Genomic DNA, 18,804 nt, shown 5'->3' with positions numbered 1-18,804 from the left:
CCGCGCGAAACCCCGGCAGCGGGCACCCAAATCCCGGCAGCCGCGCGAAACCCCGGCAGCCGCGCAGAACCCCGGCAGCCGCGCGAAAAGCTAGTCCTCCTGGGCGGCGAGGCTCATGGGGCCGTAGACCTCGCGGCCGTCTTCGAACAGGCGGACCTGGGCGACACCGGCTTCGGCCAGTTCGCGCCAGAACTCGCCGAGCCAGCTCTCGGCGTCACCCTGGGCGGAGAACTCGGCCGTGGCCAGGTCGCCCGGGTCGGCGGGTTCACCCGTGGCGGTCTCGAACCGCCATGACCAGCTCATACCGGCCTCGTCTGGGGCGCGTTCTGGGCGGTCTTGGCCGGGTCGCGCTCGACGATGGTGCCGAGCACCTCGTCGATCTGCTTGAGCAGGCTGTCCTCGAGTTTCACGCCGGCGGCCTTCACGTTCTCGCCGACCTGCTCGGGGCGGGAGGCGCCGATGATGGCCGAGGAGACGTTCGGGTTCTGCAGCACCCAGGCGACGGCGAGCTGGGCCAGGCTGAGGTCCACCTCGGCCGCGATCGGCTTCAGCTCCTGGACCCGGGTCAGTACGTCATCGGTGAGGAACCGCTTGATGAAGTTGGCGCCGCTGGCATCGGTCGCGCGCGAGCCCTCCGGAACCGGCTGACCCGGCAGGTACTTACCGGTGAGCACGCCCTGGGCGATCGGCGAGAAGACGATCTGGCCGATCCCGAGCTCCTCGGAGGCGGGTACCACCTCGCCCTCGATCACCCGCCACAACATGCTGTACTGCGGCTGGTTCGAGACGAGCGGGATCCGCAGCTCCCGGGCCAGCCGATGGCCCTCGCGGAGCTGGTCGGCGGTCCACTCGGAGACGCCGACGTACAGCACCTTGCCGGCCCGGACCAGGTCGGCGAAGGCCTCCATGGTCTCTTCCAGTGGCGTCTCGGTGTCGAAGCGATGCGCCTGGTAGACGTCCACGTAGTCGGTCTGCAGCCGCTTGAGCGAGGCGTTGATCGACTCGTGGATGTGCTTGCGGGACAGTCCGGTGTCGTTGGGGCCGCCTGGCCCGGTCGGCCAGTAGACCTTGGTGAGGATCTCCACCGACTCCCGGCGGACCCCCGCGAGCGCCTCACCGAGAACCACCTCGGCCTTGGTGTTCGCGTAGGTGTCCGCGGTGTCGAACGTGGTGATGCCCGCGTCCAGCGCGGCCTTCACACAGGCCTTGGCCTGGTCGTTCTCCACCTGCGAGCCGTGCGTGATCCAGTTCCCGTACGAGATCTCACTGACCTTGAGGCCACTGTTTCCGAGGTAGCGAAAGTCCATGCTCCGACCCTACGTCGTCGTACCCGCGAGTGGGCGTTGTTACAGCTTCTGGCCACGCTCGACCAGCGGCTTCGGCAACCGCCAGCGGCGCATCTGCATGGTCCGGCGCACGGCGTAGAAGCCGACGCCCTTGGTCGGCTCGTCCGGGAACCGCTCGGTGACGGCCTTGCGCAGGCCGCGGGTGAGCAGGAACCAGTCCAGCGCGATGGCGAGAATGATCGCCAGGAAGAGCATGTTCACCGCGCCCGGCACCCACGGAATACCCGAGAACAGAATGCCGGCGAACGAGAAGACCAGCAGTACGGGCAGCGCGTACTCCATCACGGACCAGCGCACGTCGACGTAGTCCCGGGCGAACCGGCGCACCTTGCCCTTGTCGGCGAGCGGCAGGTACCGGTCGTCACCCGACTTCATCGCCTCCTGGACCTTGATCCGCTCGGCCCGCGCCTTCTCCCGGCGGTACGCCGCCGCCTCCCGGCGGGTCCGCGGCTTCTTCAGCCCGGCCTTGCGGGCGGCCTCGGCCTCCTTGCGGGTCGGCGTCGGGCGGCCCTTGCCGCCTTCCTTCGGGCCGCGCTCGGCGGCCGGCGTGGGCTTCGGGGCTGTTTCGGTCTTGGCTCGACGGAACACGGGGACTGATGACCTCATTCGGCTGTCTTTGGTAAAACCGGCACTCGGGGTGGTCCCCGGACGTTTCACCACTTTATCCGGGCCGGTCCTGATGGTGCCGTGACCCGTGGCGACATAGGGTGGTTGACGCACGCCGGGTCCACTCGCCGGCGCAGAAGGGGTACGGATATCGATGAGCATCTTCAAGCGGATGTCGACGATCTTCAAGGCCAAGGCCAACACGGCGTTGGACAAGGCCGAGGATCCTCGCGAAACCCTTGACTACTCGTACCAGAAGCAGCTCGAACTGCTGCAGAAGGTACGGCGGGGCGTCGCCGACGTCGCCACCAGCCGCAAGCGGGTCGAACTGCAGGCGGCCCAACTGCAGTCACAGTCGCAGAAACTGCACGACCAGGCGCAGAAGGCGCTCGGCATGGGCCGGGAGGATCTCGCTCGCGAGGCCCTGACCCGCAAGTCGGCCCTGCAGGGCCAGATCGACGACCTCACCACCCAGCACGCCCAGTTGCAGGGTGAGGAGGAGAAGCTCACGCTCGCCTCCCAGCGGCTGCAGGCCAAGGTCGAGTCCTTCCGTACCAAGAAGGAGACGATCAAGGCGACCTACACCGCGGCCGAGGCGCAGACCCGGATCAACGAGGCCTTCTCCGGTATCTCCGAGGAGATGAGCGACGTCGGTCTCGCGGTGCAGCGGGCCGAGGACAAGACCCAGCAGATGCAGGCCCGGGCCGGCGCGATCGACGAGCTGCTCGCCTCCGGCGCGCTCGACGACGCCAGCGGTACGAACAAGGACAGCGTCACCCTCGAGCTCGAGCGGCTCTCGTCGAACTCCCAGGTGGAGGACGAGCTCGCCCAGCTCAAGGCGCAGCTGGCTCCCGCCGAGGCGCCGAAGCAGATCGCCAACGATCCCGCCGCGCCGCCGGTTCAGCAGCCCGCCGCCCAGCCGCAGCAGGCCCGCCCGCAGGACGGAGTGCAGTGATGATCGTTCGCATCATGGGCGAAGGCCAGTGGAGCCTGCCCGACGAGAAGCTCGACCAGCTCAACGAGGTCGACGGCAAGCTGGAGCAGGCCGTCTCCGGTAACGACGAAGAGGGCTTCAAGACCGCCTTCGCCGCGTTGCTCGACCTGGTCCGCGGTGGCGAGAAGGTGGCCGACGACGTGCTGCACGACTCCGACGTGATCCTGCCCCCGGCCGACAGCACCTTGTCGGAGATGCGGGAGCTGATCAGTGGCGACGGTCTGATCGCCGGCTGAGTGCCGACACCCCGCCCGGTGAACGGCAAGGCACGGTCCGGTGAACCCCGGTGGACCAGCAGTAGACAACAGGCTGTAGATGGCGCTATCCCACAGGCCGATACTCGTTGTACCCTAGGCGGAACTGCCGCCGAGGGGGTACTCGGCCTGCGGCAGAAACGCTGTACAGAGTGGCTGTTGGCTCTGAAGTTTCACCGGGGGGTGACCGAGGGTGACGGATAGTGCCGTCATGGGGGATGCTGTGCCTGAACTGAGTTCGACCGAGCGGTCGAGTGCGCCGGTGAAGCCACCGGCGCAGCCGACGGCTTCACCAAGACCGATTGCGCCGGTAACACCGATAACACCGGCCGAGTTCTTCGAACGGCGCGGACCCGTCTGGGTCGTGCCGAACGAAGTGCCCGCCATCGTGCCGCGATCCGCCCGGCTGACCGAGCCGCAGTGGGTCTGCGTGTACCGCTGGGCCGCGCTCGGCGGTGACCTGCTGGCCGGGGTGATGGGCGTTTCGATCGCCCTGCTGACCCGGTTCGGCTACCAGGTCGGTACCACCTATCTGCTGTTCGGCAGTCTGTTGCCATTGGCGTGGGTGGCCGCCGTCGCGCTGTCGAGGGGTTACGAGCCGCGCTTCTTCGGCGCCGGCCCGGACGAGTTCCGGTCGATCCTGCGCTCCGGCGTGGGACTGACCGCGTTCGTTGCCGTCGCGTCGTATGCGACCAAAAGCGAGATCGCCCGCGGGTTCGTCGTACTGGCCATTCCGGCCACCGTGGTGCTGGCGTTGCTGCTGCGCTACGGGCTGCGCAAGGACCTCAGCCGGCACCGCCAGCGCGGCCGTTGTATGCGCCGCGTACTGGTGGTCGGCCGCAACAGCCAGGCGGAGACCTTGAGCGAGCATCTGGAAAAGCGTCCGTCCGACGGGTTCCGGGTGGTCGCCACCTGCCGCCCACGCGACGGCCGCCCGGGCGACAGTCTCGGACCGGACGAGCTGGACGAGTCCGACATCATGTCCGCGGTCGATCGGCACGATGTCGACGTGGTCGCCGTCGCCGCCGATCCCGAGCTGGCCGGTCAGTCGCTGCGGCGGTTGTCCTGGGCGCTGGAACAGCGTGGTGTCGAGCTGATCGTGTCGCCCGGCATCATCGAGGTCGCCGGTCCGCGGATCTCGGTCCGTCCGGTCGCCGGCTTGTCCCTGCTGCACTTGGAGCGTCCGTCGGTCAGCGGCGGTCCGCACCTGCTGAAGAGCGTGTTCGACCGGGTCGTCGCGCTCGGCCTGGTGATCGTCGCGGCGCCGCTGCTACTCGGGTTGGCCCTCGCGGTGAAGCTGAGCAGCAGGGGGCCGGTGCTGTTCCGGCAGAGCCGGGTCGGTCGCTCGGGCGTCGAGTTCAGCATGCTCAAGTTCCGCAGCATGTACGTCGATGCCGAGCAGCGCCTGGGCGATCTGCACGCGCTGAGCGACGGTAACGCGGTCATGTTCAAGATGCGCGACGATCCCCGGGTGACGCCGCTCGGCCGGATCATCCGGCGCTTCTCGATGGACGAACTGCCGCAGCTGATCAACGTGCTGCGCGGTGAGATGTCCCTGGTCGGCCCGCGTCCGCCGCTGCCGCAGGAGGTCGCGTTGTATGCGGCCGACGACACCCGGCGCATGCTGGTCAAGCCCGGCCTGACCGGCTTGTGGCAGGTCAGCGGCCGCAGCGACCTGTCGTGGGAGGAGTCCGTGCGGCTCGACCTGCGCTACGTGGACAACTGGTCGATGACGCTGGACCTGCTCATCCTGTGGAAGACCTTCCGCGCCGTCTTCCGCGGATCGGGCGCCTACTGATGCGCCTGGATCGAAACGCCCGTGTGTACGTCGCGGGTCATCGCGGCCTGGTTGGTTCGGCGGTGTGGCGGCGCCTCGAGGCCGAGGGGTTCACCCGGCTGATCGGTGCCACCTCCCGCGAGCTGGACCTGCGCGACCGGGACGCCACGATGGCCTTTTTCGCCGAGCACCGGCCGGAGGTCGTGATCGACGCGGCGGCCAAGGTCGGCGGCATTCTGGCCAACCGGGACCACCCGACCGAGTTCCTCAGCGATAATCTGCGTATCCAGGTCAACGTGATGGACGCGGCCCTGTCGGTGCGTACGCCCCGGCTGCTGTTCCTCGGCTCGTCCTGCATCTATCCCAAGTACGCCGAGCAGCCGATCCGCGAGTCGAGCCTGCTGACCGGTGAGCTCGAGCCCACCAACGACGCGTATGCGATCGCCAAGATCGCCGGCATCATGCAGGTCCAGGCGGTCCGGCGGCAGTACGGTCTGCCCTGGATCTCGGCCATGCCCACCAACCTGTACGGGCCGAACGACAACTTCGACCTGACCAGCTCACACGTGCTGCCGGCCCTGATGCGCCGGTTCCACGACGCCAAGCAGAGAAATCTCGACGAGGTCGTGCTGTGGGGGACCGGCACGCCGCGGCGGGAGTTCCTGCACGTGGACGATCTGGCCGACGCGTGCCTGTTTCTGCTGGAGCACTACGACGACCCGCAGACCATCAACGTGGGCGTCGGCACGGACGTGACCATTCGCGAATTGGCCGAGACCATCGCGAAGGCCGTCGGCTACACCGGTGCGATCGGCACCGACCCGTCGAAACCGGACGGGACTCCGCGCAAGCTGCTCGACGTGAGCCGGCTGGGCGCACTGGGCTGGAAGCCCGGTATCGACCTCGAGGACGGCGTTGCGAGCGTTTACGCCTGGTACCTCGAGCACAGCAGGGGGGACGCATGAAAAAGGCCTTTGTCACCGGTATCACCGGACAGGACGGGTCGTATCTGGCCGAGTTGCTGCTGGCCAAGGGATACCAGGTGCACGGCCTGATCCGCCGCGCCAGCACGTTCAACACGCACCGGATCGACCATCTGTACGAGGACCCGCACGCCGAGGACAAGCGGCTGTACCTGCACTACGGGGATCTGACCGACGGCTCGCGCCTGGTCACGCTGCTGGCCTCGATCCAGCCGGACGAGGTCTATCACCTGGCCGCGCAGAGCCACGTCCGGGTCAGTTTCGACGAGCCCGAGTACACCGGTGACACCACCGGCATGGGGACCACCCGGCTGCTCGAGGCGATTCGCATGATCGGCCTGAACTGCCGGTTCTACCAGGCGAGCAGCTCGGAGATGTTCGGCGCGACCCCGCCGCCGCAGAACGAGCTCACCCCGTTCTACCCCCGTTCGCCGTACGGCGCCGCCAAGCTCTACGGGTACTGGATGACCCGGAACTACCGCGAGGCGTACGACATGTTCGCGGTGAACGGCATCCTGTTCAACCACGAGAGCCCGCGCCGGGGCGAGACCTTCGTGACGCGCAAGATCACCCGGGCGGTCGCGCGGATCCAGCTGGGCCTGGAGAACCGGCTCTACCTGGGCAACCTGGACGCCTGCCGTGACTGGGGATACGCCCCGGAGTACGTCGAGGGCATGTGGCGCATGCTGCAGCACGACCACCCGGACGACTACGTGGTCGCCACCGGGACGTCGTACTCGGTGAAGGACTTCGTGCAGCTGGCCTTCCAGCACGCCGGTCTGGACTGGGAGAAGTACGTCGACTACGACGCGCGCTACGAGCGGCCCACCGAGGTGGACTCGCTGATCGGTGACGCGTCCAAGGCGCAGGCGGAACTCGGCTGGAAGGCCCAGGTCCACGTGCCCGAACTGGTCAAGATCATGGTCGACGCAGACCTGGCCGAGCTCACCCGCAAGGACGAGGACTGACATGACGGGCGGCCGCGTCGACGTTCTCGGCGTTCACGTCAGCGTCATCACGATGGACGCCACCGTCGACACCTTCGGGCAGTGGATCGCCGCGGGAGAGCGGCACCTGGTCTGCGTGTCCGACATGAACGCATTGCTGCACGCCCGATCCGACGAGAAGTTGACCCAGGTCTACAACACCTCCGGTCTCACGCTCGCCGACGGTATGCCGCTGGTCTGGGCCGGCAAGCTGGCCGGCTTCTCGGCGATGGAACGAGTCTGTGGTCCCGACCTGATCGAGCGTGTGATGGCCGAGTCGGTCGAGCGCGGCTGGTCGCACTACTTCTACGGTGGCGCTGACGGCGTCGCCGAGCAGTTGCGGGACAACTTCGTCGCGTTGCACCCGGGCCTCAAGGTCGCGGGTGTCTACTCTCCGCCGTACCGGGCACTAACCGAAGCGGAGGACGCCGAGATCATCGAGCGGCTCAACACGGCGGCGCCGGACATTATCTGGATCGGCCTGGGCGCGCCGAAGCAGGAGCGCTGGATGGCCGAGCATCGGGACCGCCTCACCGCACCGGTCCTGATCGGCGTCGGTGCGGCATTCGACTTCCACACAGGGCGGCTCGATCGGGCGCCACGCTGGATGCAGCGGTCAGGGCTCGAATGGGCCTTCCGGCTGGCGAAGGAGCCACGCCGGTTGTGGCGGCGGTATGTGCTCGGCATTCCGCGGTTCGGCCTGGGCATGCTGCTGCGCCGCCCGCGTCCGGTACTGCCCGCCGGACCGCGTGTGAGCGGGAGTTCCCGCTGAAGCTCCCCAAGCTGACAGCTCGCAAGCTGGTGGGACCGGCCCAGCGAGCAGGCTGGGGACTGGCCGACCAGGCGTTGTCCAGCCTTAGCAACCTCGTTGTCGGCGTCCTGGTCGCCCGTAGCAGTACGGTCGCGGAGTTCGGCATCTACGCGCTGGCCTTCGGCGGCTACACGATCGCGCTGAACCTGTCCCGGGCGGTCGCCACCGAACCACTAGCCGTCCGCCACTCGGGCGACCGTACGCCGGCGTGGCGTGACGCGATCCGGGCCAGTACGGCGACCGCACTGGTCGTCGGCCTGATCGCGCTGTTCGTCGGTCTGGCCATCGCACTGTGGCCGGGGATGCCGGCGCGCGGGGTGCTCATCGCCTTCGCGGTGATGATGCCCGGACTGCTCCTTCAAGACGCGTGGCGCTGGTCCTTCTTCGTCGTTGGAGGCGGACGGCAGGCGTTCCTCAGCGATCTGGTCTGGCTACTCGGGATGAGCGTCATTTTCGGCCTGCTCTATGCCACCGGTTCGGCGTCCGCCACGCTGCTGGTGCTCGGTTGGGGTGCGGGCGCCTTGATCGCCGCGGTGTTCGGGCGGTACCAGTCCGGCGTTCTGCCGCGGTTCGGAGCGGTCAGAGCGTGGATGCACGCGCATCGCGATCTGACCCCGAAGTACGTGGCCGAGATGGTACTGATGAGCGGAACGGTCCAGGTCTACATGATCGGGATCACCGCTGTGACAGGGATCGCGGCCGTCTCGGGCATTCGTGGTGCGCAGATCCTGATGGGGCCGGTGAACGTGCTGAACCAGGGAATTCGCGCTTTCGCGGTGCCGGAGGCCGCGCGGGCGCTGAAGCACTCCACCCGGCGGCTGCGGCTGGTCGGCCTGGCGGTGACGGCCTTCGTCGGCGCCGGGGCGCTGGCCTGGGGCGCGGTCTTCCTGCTGCTCCCGGATGCTGTCGGCCGGGAGCTGCTCGGGGTTGAGGTCTGGGCAGAGGCCAAACCTGTACTGATCCCGGTGATCCTGTTGTGGGCCCTGGGCGCGGCCAACGCCGGCGCCTTCGCGATCCTGCGGGCCACGGCCGCGGCGAACCGCGGGCTGTCGATCCGGATCGTGTCGTCGGTGCTGTTCGTGATCGCCGGCATTGGTGGTGCCGCGATCGCGGGCGCCCAGGGCGCTGCCTGGTCGCTCGCGATCGCGGCGTCGGTGACGTTACTGCTGTGGTGGTGGCAGGCGGATCGGGCCGTGCGGACTGGTCACTTCACCGTTACGACGGCGGAGTAGTCGCTGCGCACGGTGTTCTTGCCGTCGGTCACCTCGACCCGGTACTGCACCTTCGCGCCCGGTGCGAGGGAGGTGTCGCTCAAGGTCACCTTGGGCTTCCACCAGAACGTCGACACCACTGTCTTGCTGGTCACCAGCTGGCCCATGGACCAGCGCAGCAACCGGTAGGTCAGAACCGTGTCGTCAAGGTCGGTCGTGGCCGGCAGGCTCACGTCGACCCGGCGGGTGGTGGGGGTGGTCACACTCGGCTTGACCGGCTTGACCGGGGCCACGCCATTGCCGAGGCCAGTGAAGCGGGTGAGCCCCTGCTGGCCTTTGCCGTTCACCGTGGTGAAGTCGCCCCCGACCCAGAGATCGGCGCCACCGGTGGCCATCGCCAGCGGACCGACCTGGGTGTCACCGGTCGCGTTGGTGTTCGGCACCCAGGGACCGATCCGGCCGGTGGTAATGCTCTGCACCAGCAGGAACTTGTTGCCCCACGGACCTTCCGGGAAATCGCCGTTCTTGCTGCAGTCATGCGCGTGGGAGCCCTTGTACAACCAGCCCTTCACGTAGGTGATGGCCTCGGTGGCTCCAAGGCAGTAGTTCTTCCACACCAGATCGCCCAGGCCGCTGACCTTGGCGGCGAAGGTGCCGTCGAAACAGCCGGCACCGTCACCGGCGGCCGCGACGTACACCCGGTCGCCGTAGGTCTCGATGTCCTTGACCCGGGAAACGCAGCCGGGAGTGGGTTGCGGCATCGCCCCGGAGGCTTTGAAGGGCTGCAGCACACCGGTGTTCGGGTACGGCGCGAGGCTGGCCAGGCCGTACCGGCTGGTGCCGTTGACGGTCTTGAAGTCACCGCCGACCAGTACCCGGGAGCCGTTGTCGGCGACGTCGATCGCATGCACGTCGGCGTCGTCGGTCTTCGGCACCCAGGCCAGTACGCCGCCGGTTGCGTTGTTCAAGCCGGCGAGCCGCTTGCGGGGGTACTTGGTGGCGCCCACGGTGACGTTGTTGAAGGCGCCGCCGATGTACAGCACGCTGCCGTAGCTGGCCATCGCCTTGACCCGCCAGTCCACCGATGTCCGGAACGACGAGATCAGCTTCATGGTGGCGGTGTCGATGGCGGCGATCCGGTGATGGGTCTCGCCGTTCACCGTGGTGAAATCGCCACCGATGAAGACCCGGGAACCGGTCGGCGTGGAGGTGATCGACCAGATCTGGCCGTTCAGGGTCAGATTGATCGGCTCCAGAGCGCCGGTGGTGGCGTTGAAGACGGCCAGATAGCTGCGGGCCGTCTCTTTGGTACCGGCCGCCGCGCCCGGCGGCCGAACCTTGGTGAACTTCCCGCCGACGTAGACCTTGCCCTTGGTGACGTGCAGGGCCTGGACCGGCGCGTTGGTCTGCCAGGCCGAGCTGGCGTTCGCGACGATCGGCGTTCCGGTGGCCTGTGCCGCCGGGTTATGGATGGTGCCGGCGAGCAAAAGCCCGACGGCGAACAACGACAACTTCCTCACGATGGTTCTGTCCCTCGAGTAATTCCCCGTTCGGGTAGGTGGGAGGCGAACCGCCTGGCGGGGCGTGGAACGCCCGCCTCCCACCGGTGACCGGTGCAATCTACCCCAGCTGGATAGATCCGAGCAGAGCTTGGTTTTGTTGAATCGTCAGCTGGTCTGGTAGTGCGTCAGAACCTGCTGAGCGGTCAGTGCGAACGGATACACCGCGAGCTCGTCCAGCGTGCCGGACAGACCCGCGGACAGCGGGCGGTTCGGCCAGCCGTTCAGGCTGTCGGTGCCGGCTCGCCAGTACCCGCGATAGATGTCCGCGATACCCGGGGTGACCCCGGTCGCGACCAGGGCGCCGTCGACGTACAGCTTCATGCTGCCCGGTTCGAAGGTGCCGACCACATGGTGCCACTGGCCGTTGGCGATGGAACCCGGCGATCCGATCGTCTTGATCCCGCCGCTGCGGACACCGAACCGGACTCGGTTGTTGCTGTCCACGTACAGCATGCGGTCCGACATCGAGCTGGTTCCGGCCAGACTGTTGCCGAAGCCAAGGATCCGGCCACCGAGCAACGAGCTGGTCCGGACCCAGGCCTCGACCGAGAAGGCCGCGTCAGAGTTGGACACCTTCGAGCCGTTGATCCGGCCCGAGCTGCTGAACGTCGCCGCCCGGTTACCGTCCGCCGTACGGCCGGGCTGGTTGTAGGTGACGTTCGAGGACGCGCCGGTGTTGCCGGAGCCGGACGAGTCCGCTGCCGAGGTCGAGCCCGAAGCGTCACCCAATCGCCAGTAGAGGTTCGTCGGGTTGTCGGCGATGACCTGGCCGGTGTAGTTGGCCGTGGTACCCGAGACGATGATGTGCGCGGAGTAGTTCGACAGCACCGTGTTCGCGCCGTCGGTGACCTCGACCCGGTAGATCTGGTCCGAACCGACGGGCAGACCCGCGTCGGTATAGGTCAGCTGCTCCTTGCGCCACCACTCCGCGAAGCCGGTCCACGTGTGGATGAGCTCCTTGTTGAAGCCGCGGTACAGCTTGTAGGTCAGCGTCGTGTCGTCGGCGTCGTACACCGTCTGTACGTTGATCTTGACCTCACCGGGCTTCGGACTGAAGACCTTCGGCGCGGCCGGCTTGGCCGGCGCCGCACCCGGACCGGTGGAGATGAACCGGGTGATGCCTTGCTGACCGCCACCGTTGACCAGGTTGAAGTCGCCGCCGACCCACAGGTTGCCGCCGTCGGTCGCCATCGCGAGCGGCCCGACCTCGGTCGGCGGACCGGCGTCGGTGTTCGGCGTCCACGGCCCGATCGCGCCGGTGTTGATGTCCTGGGCCAGCAGGAAGCGGTAGCCCGCGCCCTGCGGGAAGTTGCCGCCGCCGAGGTTGGCGCAGTCGTGGGCGTGTGAGCCCTTGTAGAGCCAGCCGTTCACGTACTCGATGGCCTCGGTGGCGCCCAGGCAGTTGTTCTTCCACAGCAGCGCGCCGGTGTCGACCGCTGCGGCGAAGGTGCCGTCGAAGCAGCCGCCGCCGTCACCGGAGTTGGCGAAGAAGACCTGGTTGCCGTGGGTGGTGATGTCGCGGACCCGGGAGATACACGAGCCGCTCGGCTGCGGAATGGCCGAGGCCGCAGGGAACGGCTGCAGCGCGCCGGTGCCCGGGTTCAGGCTGGCGACCGTGTTCGCGGGCGTGCCGTCGATGTTCGTGAACGGCCCGCCGGCGTACAGCTTGCTGCCGTCGTCGGACAGCGCAAGCGCGTAGACCTCGTTGTTCGGTTCCGGTGCCCAGGGCAACAGCGTCGCCGTGTCGGCGGTTACGGCCGCCAGCCGCAGCCGCTCGACGTTGTTCACCAAAGAGAACGAACCGCCCAGCCACACCGTGTTGTCGCGGACCTCGATGGCCTTGACCCGCCAGGACGCCGACGGGCGCCATTGGCTGCTCAGAGCGCCGGTCGCGGCGTCGAAGGCCGCCAATTTGCGCCGGGACTGGCCGTTGACGGTGGTGAAGTCACCACCGACGAAGATGCGGGACCCGTCCGCCGAGGCCGCGATCGAGTAGACCGCGTCGTTCAGGACGGGATTGAAGCCCATGTCCAGCGCGCCGGTGAGAGCGTCGAACCGCGCCAGGTAGGTCCGTGAGACCTCGTTGGTCCCCGGCGCCGAACCCGGCGGCCGCACGGTCGTGAACCGGCCGCCCGCGTACACCTTCCCGCCGCTGACCGCCAGGATCCGGACGTCGGCATTCGTCTGCCAAATCGGCTGTGGGTTGGCCCCCAGCGATGCTCCCGTGCTCTGAGCCGGTAGCGACGGCAGCAGCGCCACCAGTAACGCTCCGAGCACGAAAAGACATACTTTCCTCATGCAAAAACCCCCATTGAAGAGCGCGGCACCCCACCGCACTAACCCACCCCGAGACTTCCCCCACGCGAATAAGAGCACGCAGCGTGATATCGCGCAAGATCAAAAGCTCAATTGGTTACCGATATGCTAGGTAAGTCTCATCGGTGATGACTATTCGTAGTCATCGGGTCTGGATCGGCTGATGAAATCGGCCGGGCGCGCTGATGCGGACAAACTTCAGCCGTCTGGTCGCGGGGGCCGCCGGTGGATCGACGAGCATGGCAGCGAAGGTGGGGTACCGGATGGAACCGGGCACGATGGTCTGGCGCGACGCGGTTCAGTCGCTGTGGCGACGCCGCTTGCTGATCGGCGCCTGCACGTTACTGGGAGTGGCCGGCGCCTTCGCCTTCGCCCTGCCACAAACCGCGCGCTGGACCGCTACGAGTGAGATCCTGGTCGGCCCGGCCGTGCCGCCGGCTCTGCTGGATCTGCCCGCGGGGCTGGACAAGACCGGCCCGCTCGGCATGGACCTGCCCGCCGAGACGCAGGCGCGGGTGGTCGCCAGCCCGTCGACGATGCGAGTGGTCGCCGCCCGGCTCGGGTTGTCGGTCGCCGACGACGAGGTGCAGAAGATGTCGGCTGCCACCCGGGTAAAAGCCGTCACCGACAACTCCTACATCATCACCACCGACGGGTCGTCCGCCGAGGAGGCTGTTCGCCGGGCGAACACCATCGCCGGGGTCTATCTCGAGCAACGCCGCGCGGCCGCGCAGAGCGTGCTCGCCACCCTTGCCGCGCAGAACGAGCAGCGTGCCACCACGACGGCTTCCCAGGCTGCCGGCCTGCAACGGTCGATCGACAACGCGCTCAGCCGCTCGCAGGACGGCCTCGCCTCATCGCTGCGCGACAAGCAGGTCGATCTCCGCACAAGCTCTGTCGACTTCAAGGACAAGGCGAAGGCACTGCGCGAAGCAGCCGACTCCGCCGGCAGCACCAGCAAACTGGTCACCCCGGCGTCGCCCGAGGCAGTGACCGTCTCACCGAACATCACTCGCGACGTGAGCGTCGGCGCGGTGCTCGGCTTTGTGCTCGGTATCGCCCTGGCCCTCGGCAGCACTCACCTCAGCCCTTTCGTCGCCACTCGGGACGAGGCCGCCCGCAGCGCTGGTGCGCCGGTGCTCACGGCCTCGACGACCGGACGCCGTTGGTGGCACCGCACGGCTCGCAAGCTCGACCTGTCCGAACTGACCGCCCTGGGCACCGAGGTCGTCTCGGCGATTGCCCGCCGGGGCTATACCGAAGACGGCGAGGGCGCCGTACTGGTTGTTTCGGCCTCACCCAGCCCGAACGCGGACGGCGTAGCGCTGGCGATGGCCTGCGCTACCGCGCGGGAGGGGCGTCGTACCGTGCTGGTCTTCGCGGATGTGCGCGGACCGCGTCCCGACGTCGAGCTCGGACGGGATGCGCCCGCCAACCCCGACGGGCTGGTCAACCTGGTCGGCGAGCCGGCCCACTCGCGTAGCGACAAGGCTCGCAAGTTGCTGGTGCCCGGGCCCGCTCCCGATCTGCAATTGCTGATGCCGGGCAGTGGTGACGAGCAGGCGCTGACGGTCGCACCCGCGCTGGTGCCGGGCATCGTGACGGAGCTGCGCGGATCGGCGGAAGCCCTGGTGGTGCACGGCCCGGCCGCCGATCGCAACCACGGGGTGGCTCCGCTCGCGGCGGCGGTCGACGGCTGCGTGCTCGTGGTGCAGTGCGGGCATGATCGGCAGAGCCGGGTGTCCCGCCTGTGCGCGTCGCTCGAGTTCGCCGGTGCACCCGTGCTCGGGGTGGTGCTGATCGGAGCCCACCGCGATGACGAGACCCTGGGCATCCCGGTCGACGCGAACGGGCATCTGCTCGAGTCCGTCCGGCAATGACCGGCCGCGCCACCGGACCGGGGCCGGCGCGGCCGCTGGCGCTGCCGGGCAAGTCGGCGCGCGGCGGATCGAGTGCCGCCGGCAGCCCGGCTCCGAGGCGCGAGCGGCTGGCGGACTTCGCGCCCGGTGGCTTGTGGGTGGTGTTGTGGACGCTGCTGGTGATCGATGTGCAGCCATGGTCCGCCCGGCCGAGCGCGCCGCAGGGTTCGACGGACGCGAGCAACAGCATGCTCAAGGGCGCGCTGCTCGGCGCCGTCTTCCTGGTCGGCCTGATCGCGACCAAACCCGGCTTCCGGACCCGGGTGGCGGGAACCACGTTGGTCTACCTGGGCTACGTGTTGTTCGCGACCGCGACGGCATTCCTGCTGGATGAACCGCTGACACCGCTGTTGCGGCTGATCCGGCTGGCGACCGGCCTGTTGCTGGCGATGATCATCTGGCGCCCGCTGCTGGCAGTGCCCGAACGGCTGCTCAAGGCCCACCTGTACGCCCATGTGTTTCTCGCCGGGCTGATCGCGGTCGGCGTCTTCGTTTCACCCAGCCAGGCCTGGCGCCAGATCAGCTCGCTCGGCGCCGGTTATCGCCTACAGGGCGTGATCCTGCCGATGCTGCCGCCTCGCGTCGGCGAGGTCGGCGCGCTGGTCTGCGGACTGGCGCTGATCGCGGTGCTCAACCGCCGGATGAAGCCGATCCCCGGCACCGTCTTGGTCTTCGGCGGGCTCACCCTGATCGCGCTGAGCAAGACCCGGACGGCCGCCGCCGCGCTGGGCATCGGCCTGGTGCTCGCGTTGCTGCTGACCCGCAAGACCTGGTTCGGCCGGTTGGCGACGATGCTCGCGCCGCTGGCAGTGGTAGGCGCGTTCCTCGCTGTCCCGGTGCTGAACAACTGGCTGTTGCGCGGCCAGGGCACAAAACAGATCGAGTCGCTGAGCGGACGGACGCTCGCCTGGTCGTACATCATCGAGGAGAAGGTTGCCTTCCAGACGGCCCTGATCGGGCACGGCCTGGGCAACAAGCGTGTGCTGCTGCGCCGCGGTGAGGGCGATATCGACGTGCAGCCGATCGACAACAGCTGGCTCGGGCTCTACTGGGAAACCGGCCTGCTCGGTGTGGCCCTGATCGCAGTCGCCTTCATCCTCGCCTGGGTCGCGGTGGTGCGTGCCCCCACGCCGTACATCCGCGCGTCCACCGTGATGCTGATGGGCTATCTGACGCTTGCCTCGATCAACGAGAGTGGTTTGAGCGACCTCAGCTCGATGACCGTGCACCTACTGGTCGCGGCCGCCGTCGCTGACGCCGATCGATGGCGGTCCCGGGTCGGGCCCGGGACCGTCAGTCGAATCGGCCGTCCGGATCGAAACCTGCGCCTTGCCATTGCACGGGCGTCACGTCCCGTCCACCCGTCTCGAACCGCCGCGCCTCGGGATGATCCAGATCGTAAGAGTTCTTCCTGAACGTCACCGTGCCGGCCGGGATGTCCGCGTCCCCGAGCTGCACTACGCCGGTCTGGGCGGTGCCCTTGGTCATCGTGACCCGATTGACCCGCACGGTGATGTCGCGCAGCAGATACGGCCCGCGAGGGCCGTTGCCGCGCGGGCGGGACTGCAGGGAGATGCCGTTCAGGTTGCCGGTCACGACGTTGCCGGTGATGGTCACGCCGGACGCGGTGTTCACGTTGATACCGGCGCCGTCGAGTAGGGTCGGCCCCGAGCCGCGCCCGCCGAAGAACCCGTTGCCGGACACCAGGTTGCGCTCGATCGTGCCGTCGTAGCTGATCTCGTAGCGGATCCCGTCGGCGGCGTTACCGACGATCCGGTTGGTCCGGATGTGCCGATCGTAGTCGGCGACATCGCTCCAGATCCCGTTGCCGAGGTTGGCCTCGACCAGATTGTTCTCGATCACGCCGGACGAGCGGGTGGACTTGATGCCGCCGGACTCCCAGTCGATCACCCAGAAACCGTCGGTGTTGTTGCGGGAGACCTCGTTGCCGGCCATTAGCACGTGTTGCGAGCGATGCTGGCTGATGCCGAGCTGCCCGTTGAAAACCACCTTGTTGTGCAAGAGCCTGGCCCGGTCGCCGCGAGCCACCAGAATGCCCACCGCGTGATTCCAGCGGACCTCGTTGGCCTCGACCACCCAGTCGTGCCCCACGGTCAGGGCCGCCTTCTGCGGACGGCTGGCGAAGTGCTGGATGGTCAGTCCGCGCACGGTCACCCGCGGCACGTTGCCGTCGGTCGCGCTCAGCGCCGTCGACATCTCGACCAGTTTCCCGGCCGGATCGTCGGCCAGATAGGTGATGTCCCGCTGGTAGTCCTGGAAGAACTCGCCAGGGCCGAGGGCAGCGATCGTGGTCACCCGGTCGAGGTGCTTGCCGTCGACAAAGATCTGCTCGCCCTGGTGACACGGATTGGCCCGGTTGTCCTCGCATTTGCCGACCCGGCCGTACGGCTCGGGCAGCAACCCGCGCGCGATCCAGTGCGGCCCTTGCCTCGTCCAGGAGCGGATCACTCGGGAGCCCGATATGACCGCCCCCGCGCTGCTGGCGAGTACGTCGCCCGGCTGCGGACGCAATGGCGCGCCGATCCGGAACAATCCGCGGGCGAAGCAGTACGTCGTACCGGCGGGGTGGCTGTCGAGCACGCGCTGTACGTTCGCGCCGGGCTGGATCGCTACGCCGTCGCAAGCGCCGGCGCGATCGATGCCCGCGGCGACTGGGGCCGTCGGGCCGGCCTCCAGCGCCGGCCCAGCCGCGGGTGGCTCGGTGGCCGACGCCGGCTCGCCCTTGGCAGAGCAGGCGGCAAGCAGCAGGATCGCGACGACGGTCGCGGCCAGGTCCCGCCGGGATCTCGTGTGCTTCATCGATCGCGTCATGTCAGCCGCCCATCTACTGTTGCACCCTATGCGGGTTCTGGTGGTGCACAACTGGTACCGATCGGCTCAGCCGAGCGGCGAGAACGTCGTGGTCAAGCAGCACGTGGACGTGTTGCGGGCGGGTGGCCACGAGGTCGAGGTCTATTCCCGGTCGAGCGACGATATCGCCGATCTGCCGGTGACGGGCCGGGCCCTGGTGCCGGTCCGGTCATTGTGGTCGCGGGTGGACGAACGGGATTTCGGGTCCGAGATCACCGTACGACGTCCGGATGTCATTCACGTCCACAACACCTTCCCGTTGATCAGCCCGTCAGTGCTGAAGGCGGCCACGTCGGCTCAGGTGCCGGTGGTGGCGACCCTGCACAATTTCCGTCTGATGTGCGCGAACGGCCTGCTGCAGCGCGACGGCGTGCCATGCGAGGACTGCGTCGGCAACGGGCCGTGGGCCGGGGTCCGGCACGGGTGCTATCGCGACTCGCGGATCGCCAGCGCGCCGCTCGCGGCAGGCATCCAGCTGCACCGGCAGCTGAAGACCTGGCACCGTTATGTCACGACCTTTGTCGCACCGTCGGCCTTCGTGCGGGAGACCTTTGTCAAGGACGGGTACGACCCAGCGCGCATCACGGTGAAACCGCACTCGGTTCCGCACACCGGCCGGTTCCGCTCCGGCGAGGGCGAGCACGTGTTGTTCGTCGGTCGGCTGGCCGCCGAGAAGGGCATCCTCGATCTGCTCGAGGCCTGGGACCCCGCGCTCGGCCAGCTCGTGATCGCGGGCGACGGGCCGTTACGCGCGGAGGTGGTCGCGGCCGCTGAGGCGACGCCTTCGATCACCTACCTCGGGGCTGTCTCATGGCAGGCATGCATGGACCTGATGGTTCGTGCGCGCCTCCTTGTCGTACCGGCCCGGTGGTACGAAACCTTCGGCATGGTCGTCGTAGAGGCCTTCGCTCACGGAGTGCCCGTAGTGGCCGCGCGGATCGGAGCCCTGGCCGAACTCGTCCAGGACGGCACCAACGGCGCCGCCTTCGAACCAGGCGACATCTCCGCACTCCGAACCGCCCTGGCGAAAGTAGCGGCCAACACCATCACCCTCGGCCAAGCCGCCCGAGCCCTCTACCTGGCGCGCTTCACCCCTGAAGCCGATCTAACCGCCACCGAACACCTCTACGCCTCCGCGGTCAGCGGCCGCCGCCAACAGTGACGAGGT

At 68.1% G+C, this 18,804-nt stretch carries 15 protein-coding genes and 1 pseudogene; 10 read left to right on the top strand and 6 right to left on the bottom strand.

Annotation, left to right across the window (positions count from 1 at the left end; all coding sequences use genetic code 11):
• Positions 1 to 90 precede the first annotated feature (90 nt).
• Genes ACFFGN_RS10450 through ACFFGN_RS10440 form a run of 3 tightly spaced genes read right to left on the bottom strand, consistent with a single transcriptional unit; the run spans position 91 to position 1,952 of the window.
• A complete protein-coding gene (locus ACFFGN_RS10450) occupies positions 91 to 303 on the bottom strand; it encodes a hypothetical protein (RefSeq protein WP_380045899.1) in 213 nt (70 codons plus the stop codon).
• On the bottom strand, positions 300 to 1,307 hold the full coding sequence (locus tag ACFFGN_RS10445; protein ID WP_380045897.1) for an aldo/keto reductase family protein: 1,008 nt from the start codon (positions 1,305 to 1,307) through the stop codon (positions 300 to 302). Before ACFFGN_RS10445 ends, ACFFGN_RS10450 begins: the two co-directional genes overlap by 4 nt.
• A 39-nt stretch (positions 1,308 to 1,346) precedes the next feature.
• On the bottom strand, positions 1,347 to 1,952 hold the full coding sequence (locus ACFFGN_RS10440; protein WP_380045895.1) for a DUF3043 domain-containing protein: 606 nt from the start codon (positions 1,950 to 1,952) through the stop codon (positions 1,347 to 1,349).
• 154 nt (positions 1,953 to 2,106) lie between these two features.
• On the opposite strand from ACFFGN_RS10440, the gene ACFFGN_RS10435 reads away from it, so the two are divergent.
• From ACFFGN_RS10435 to ACFFGN_RS10405, 7 genes are all read left to right on the top strand, one after another.
• On the top strand, positions 2,107 to 2,907 hold the full coding sequence (locus tag ACFFGN_RS10435) for a PspA/IM30 family protein (RefSeq protein ID WP_380045892.1): 801 nt from the start codon (positions 2,107 to 2,109) through the stop codon (positions 2,905 to 2,907).
• Complete coding sequence (gene pspAA, locus ACFFGN_RS10430; protein WP_380045890.1) at positions 2,907 to 3,182, top strand: PspA-associated protein PspAA; 276 nt, start codon at positions 2,907 to 2,909, stop codon at positions 3,180 to 3,182. Before ACFFGN_RS10435 ends, pspAA begins: the two co-directional genes overlap by 1 nt.
• A gap of 382 nt (positions 3,183 to 3,564) precedes the next feature.
• Positions 3,565 to 4,998: a sugar transferase gene (locus tag ACFFGN_RS10425; protein WP_380045888.1), complete on the top strand. Its 1,434-nt coding sequence runs from the start codon at positions 3,565 to 3,567 to the stop codon at positions 4,996 to 4,998.
• Positions 4,998 to 5,942 carry a GDP-L-fucose synthase family protein gene (locus ACFFGN_RS10420; RefSeq protein ID WP_380045885.1) on the top strand — a complete coding sequence of 315 codons (945 nt, stop codon included), beginning with the start codon at positions 4,998 to 5,000 and terminating at the stop codon, positions 5,940 to 5,942. Before ACFFGN_RS10425 ends, ACFFGN_RS10420 begins: the two co-directional genes overlap by 1 nt.
• On the top strand, positions 5,939 to 6,928 hold the full coding sequence (gene gmd / locus ACFFGN_RS10415; protein ID WP_380045883.1) for a GDP-mannose 4,6-dehydratase: 990 nt from the start codon (positions 5,939 to 5,941) through the stop codon (positions 6,926 to 6,928). Before ACFFGN_RS10420 ends, gmd begins: the two co-directional genes overlap by 4 nt.
• Position 6,929: 1 nt before the next feature.
• Positions 6,930 to 7,718, top strand: coding sequence for a WecB/TagA/CpsF family glycosyltransferase (locus ACFFGN_RS10410; protein ID WP_380045881.1), 789 nt, complete (start codon positions 6,930 to 6,932; stop codon positions 7,716 to 7,718).
• Entirely contained in the window at positions 7,610 to 8,989 is a 1,380-nt protein-coding gene (locus ACFFGN_RS10405) for an MATE family efflux transporter (protein WP_380045879.1), read from the top strand. The genes ACFFGN_RS10410 and ACFFGN_RS10405 overlap by 109 nt, the downstream gene beginning before the upstream one ends.
• Here the strand turns inward: ACFFGN_RS10405 and ACFFGN_RS10400 are convergent.
• Both ACFFGN_RS10400 and ACFFGN_RS10395 read right to left on the bottom strand, forming a co-directional pair.
• Positions 8,962 to 10,488, bottom strand: a complete 1,527-nt coding sequence (locus tag ACFFGN_RS10400; protein WP_380045877.1) for a fibronectin type III domain-containing protein — start codon at positions 10,486 to 10,488, stop codon at positions 8,962 to 8,964. The genes ACFFGN_RS10405 and ACFFGN_RS10400 overlap by 28 nt on opposite strands.
• 147 nt (positions 10,489 to 10,635) lie before the next feature.
• Positions 10,636 to 12,828 carry a LamG domain-containing protein gene (locus tag ACFFGN_RS10395; RefSeq protein ID WP_380045875.1) on the bottom strand — a complete coding sequence of 731 codons (2,193 nt, stop codon included), beginning with the start codon at positions 12,826 to 12,828 and terminating at the stop codon, positions 10,636 to 10,638.
• 257 nt (positions 12,829 to 13,085) lie between these two features.
• On the opposite strand from ACFFGN_RS10395, the gene ACFFGN_RS10390 reads away from it, so the two are divergent.
• Together ACFFGN_RS10390 and ACFFGN_RS10385 are read left to right on the top strand one after the other, a co-directional pair.
• Entirely contained in the window at positions 13,086 to 14,726 is a 1,641-nt protein-coding gene (locus tag ACFFGN_RS10390) for a Wzz/FepE/Etk N-terminal domain-containing protein (protein ID WP_380045873.1), read from the top strand.
• A complete protein-coding gene (locus ACFFGN_RS10385) occupies positions 14,723 to 16,180 on the top strand; it encodes an O-antigen ligase family protein (RefSeq protein ID WP_380045871.1) in 1,458 nt (485 codons plus the stop codon). Before ACFFGN_RS10390 ends, ACFFGN_RS10385 begins: the two co-directional genes overlap by 4 nt.
• Positions 16,181 to 16,373: 193 nt before the next feature.
• Here the strand turns inward: ACFFGN_RS10385 and ACFFGN_RS10380 are convergent.
• Positions 16,374 to 16,982: pseudogene (locus tag ACFFGN_RS10380) on the bottom strand (right-handed parallel beta-helix repeat-containing protein); the annotation flags it as partial.
• 643 nt (positions 16,983 to 17,625) lie between these two features.
• Between ACFFGN_RS10380 and ACFFGN_RS10375 the strand changes: the two are divergent.
• Positions 17,626 to 18,798: a glycosyltransferase gene (locus tag ACFFGN_RS10375; protein WP_380045869.1), complete on the top strand. Its 1,173-nt coding sequence runs from the start codon at positions 17,626 to 17,628 to the stop codon at positions 18,796 to 18,798.
• The last annotated feature ends 6 nt before the right edge of the window (positions 18,799 to 18,804 follow it).

The sequence above is a fragment of the Kribbella deserti genome, assembly GCF_042434725.1.
Taxonomy (GTDB): domain Bacteria; phylum Actinomycetota; class Actinomycetes; order Propionibacteriales; family Kribbellaceae; genus Kribbella; species Kribbella deserti.
This window is presented reverse-complemented; position numbering and strand designations above follow the sequence as displayed.

Coding starts and splice junctions, on each gene's coding strand:
- ACFFGN_RS10450 (WP_380045899.1), bottom strand. CDS start 303: ATGAGCTGGTCATGGCGGTTCGAGACCGCCACGGGTGAACCCGCCGAC.
- ACFFGN_RS10445 (WP_380045897.1), bottom strand. CDS start 1,307: ATGGACTTTCGCTACCTCGGAAACAGTGGCCTCAAGGTCAGTGAGATC.
- ACFFGN_RS10440 (WP_380045895.1), bottom strand. CDS start 1,952: ATGAGGTCATCAGTCCCCGTGTTCCGTCGAGCCAAGACCGAAACAGCC.
- ACFFGN_RS10435 (WP_380045892.1), top strand. CDS start 2,107: ATGAGCATCTTCAAGCGGATGTCGACGATCTTCAAGGCCAAGGCCAAC.
- pspAA (WP_380045890.1), top strand. CDS start 2,907: ATGATCGTTCGCATCATGGGCGAAGGCCAGTGGAGCCTGCCCGACGAG.
- ACFFGN_RS10420 (WP_380045885.1), top strand. CDS start 4,998: ATGCGCCTGGATCGAAACGCCCGTGTGTACGTCGCGGGTCATCGCGGC.
- gmd (WP_380045883.1), top strand. CDS start 5,939: ATGAAAAAGGCCTTTGTCACCGGTATCACCGGACAGGACGGGTCGTAT.
- ACFFGN_RS10410 (WP_380045881.1), top strand. CDS start 6,930: ATGACGGGCGGCCGCGTCGACGTTCTCGGCGTTCACGTCAGCGTCATC.
- ACFFGN_RS10395 (WP_380045875.1), bottom strand. CDS start 12,828: ATGAGGAAAGTATGTCTTTTCGTGCTCGGAGCGTTACTGGTGGCGCTG.
- ACFFGN_RS10390 (WP_380045873.1), top strand. CDS start 13,086: ATGGCAGCGAAGGTGGGGTACCGGATGGAACCGGGCACGATGGTCTGG.
- ACFFGN_RS10385 (WP_380045871.1), top strand. CDS start 14,723: ATGACCGGCCGCGCCACCGGACCGGGGCCGGCGCGGCCGCTGGCGCTG.
- ACFFGN_RS10375 (WP_380045869.1), top strand. CDS start 17,626: ATGCGGGTTCTGGTGGTGCACAACTGGTACCGATCGGCTCAGCCGAGC.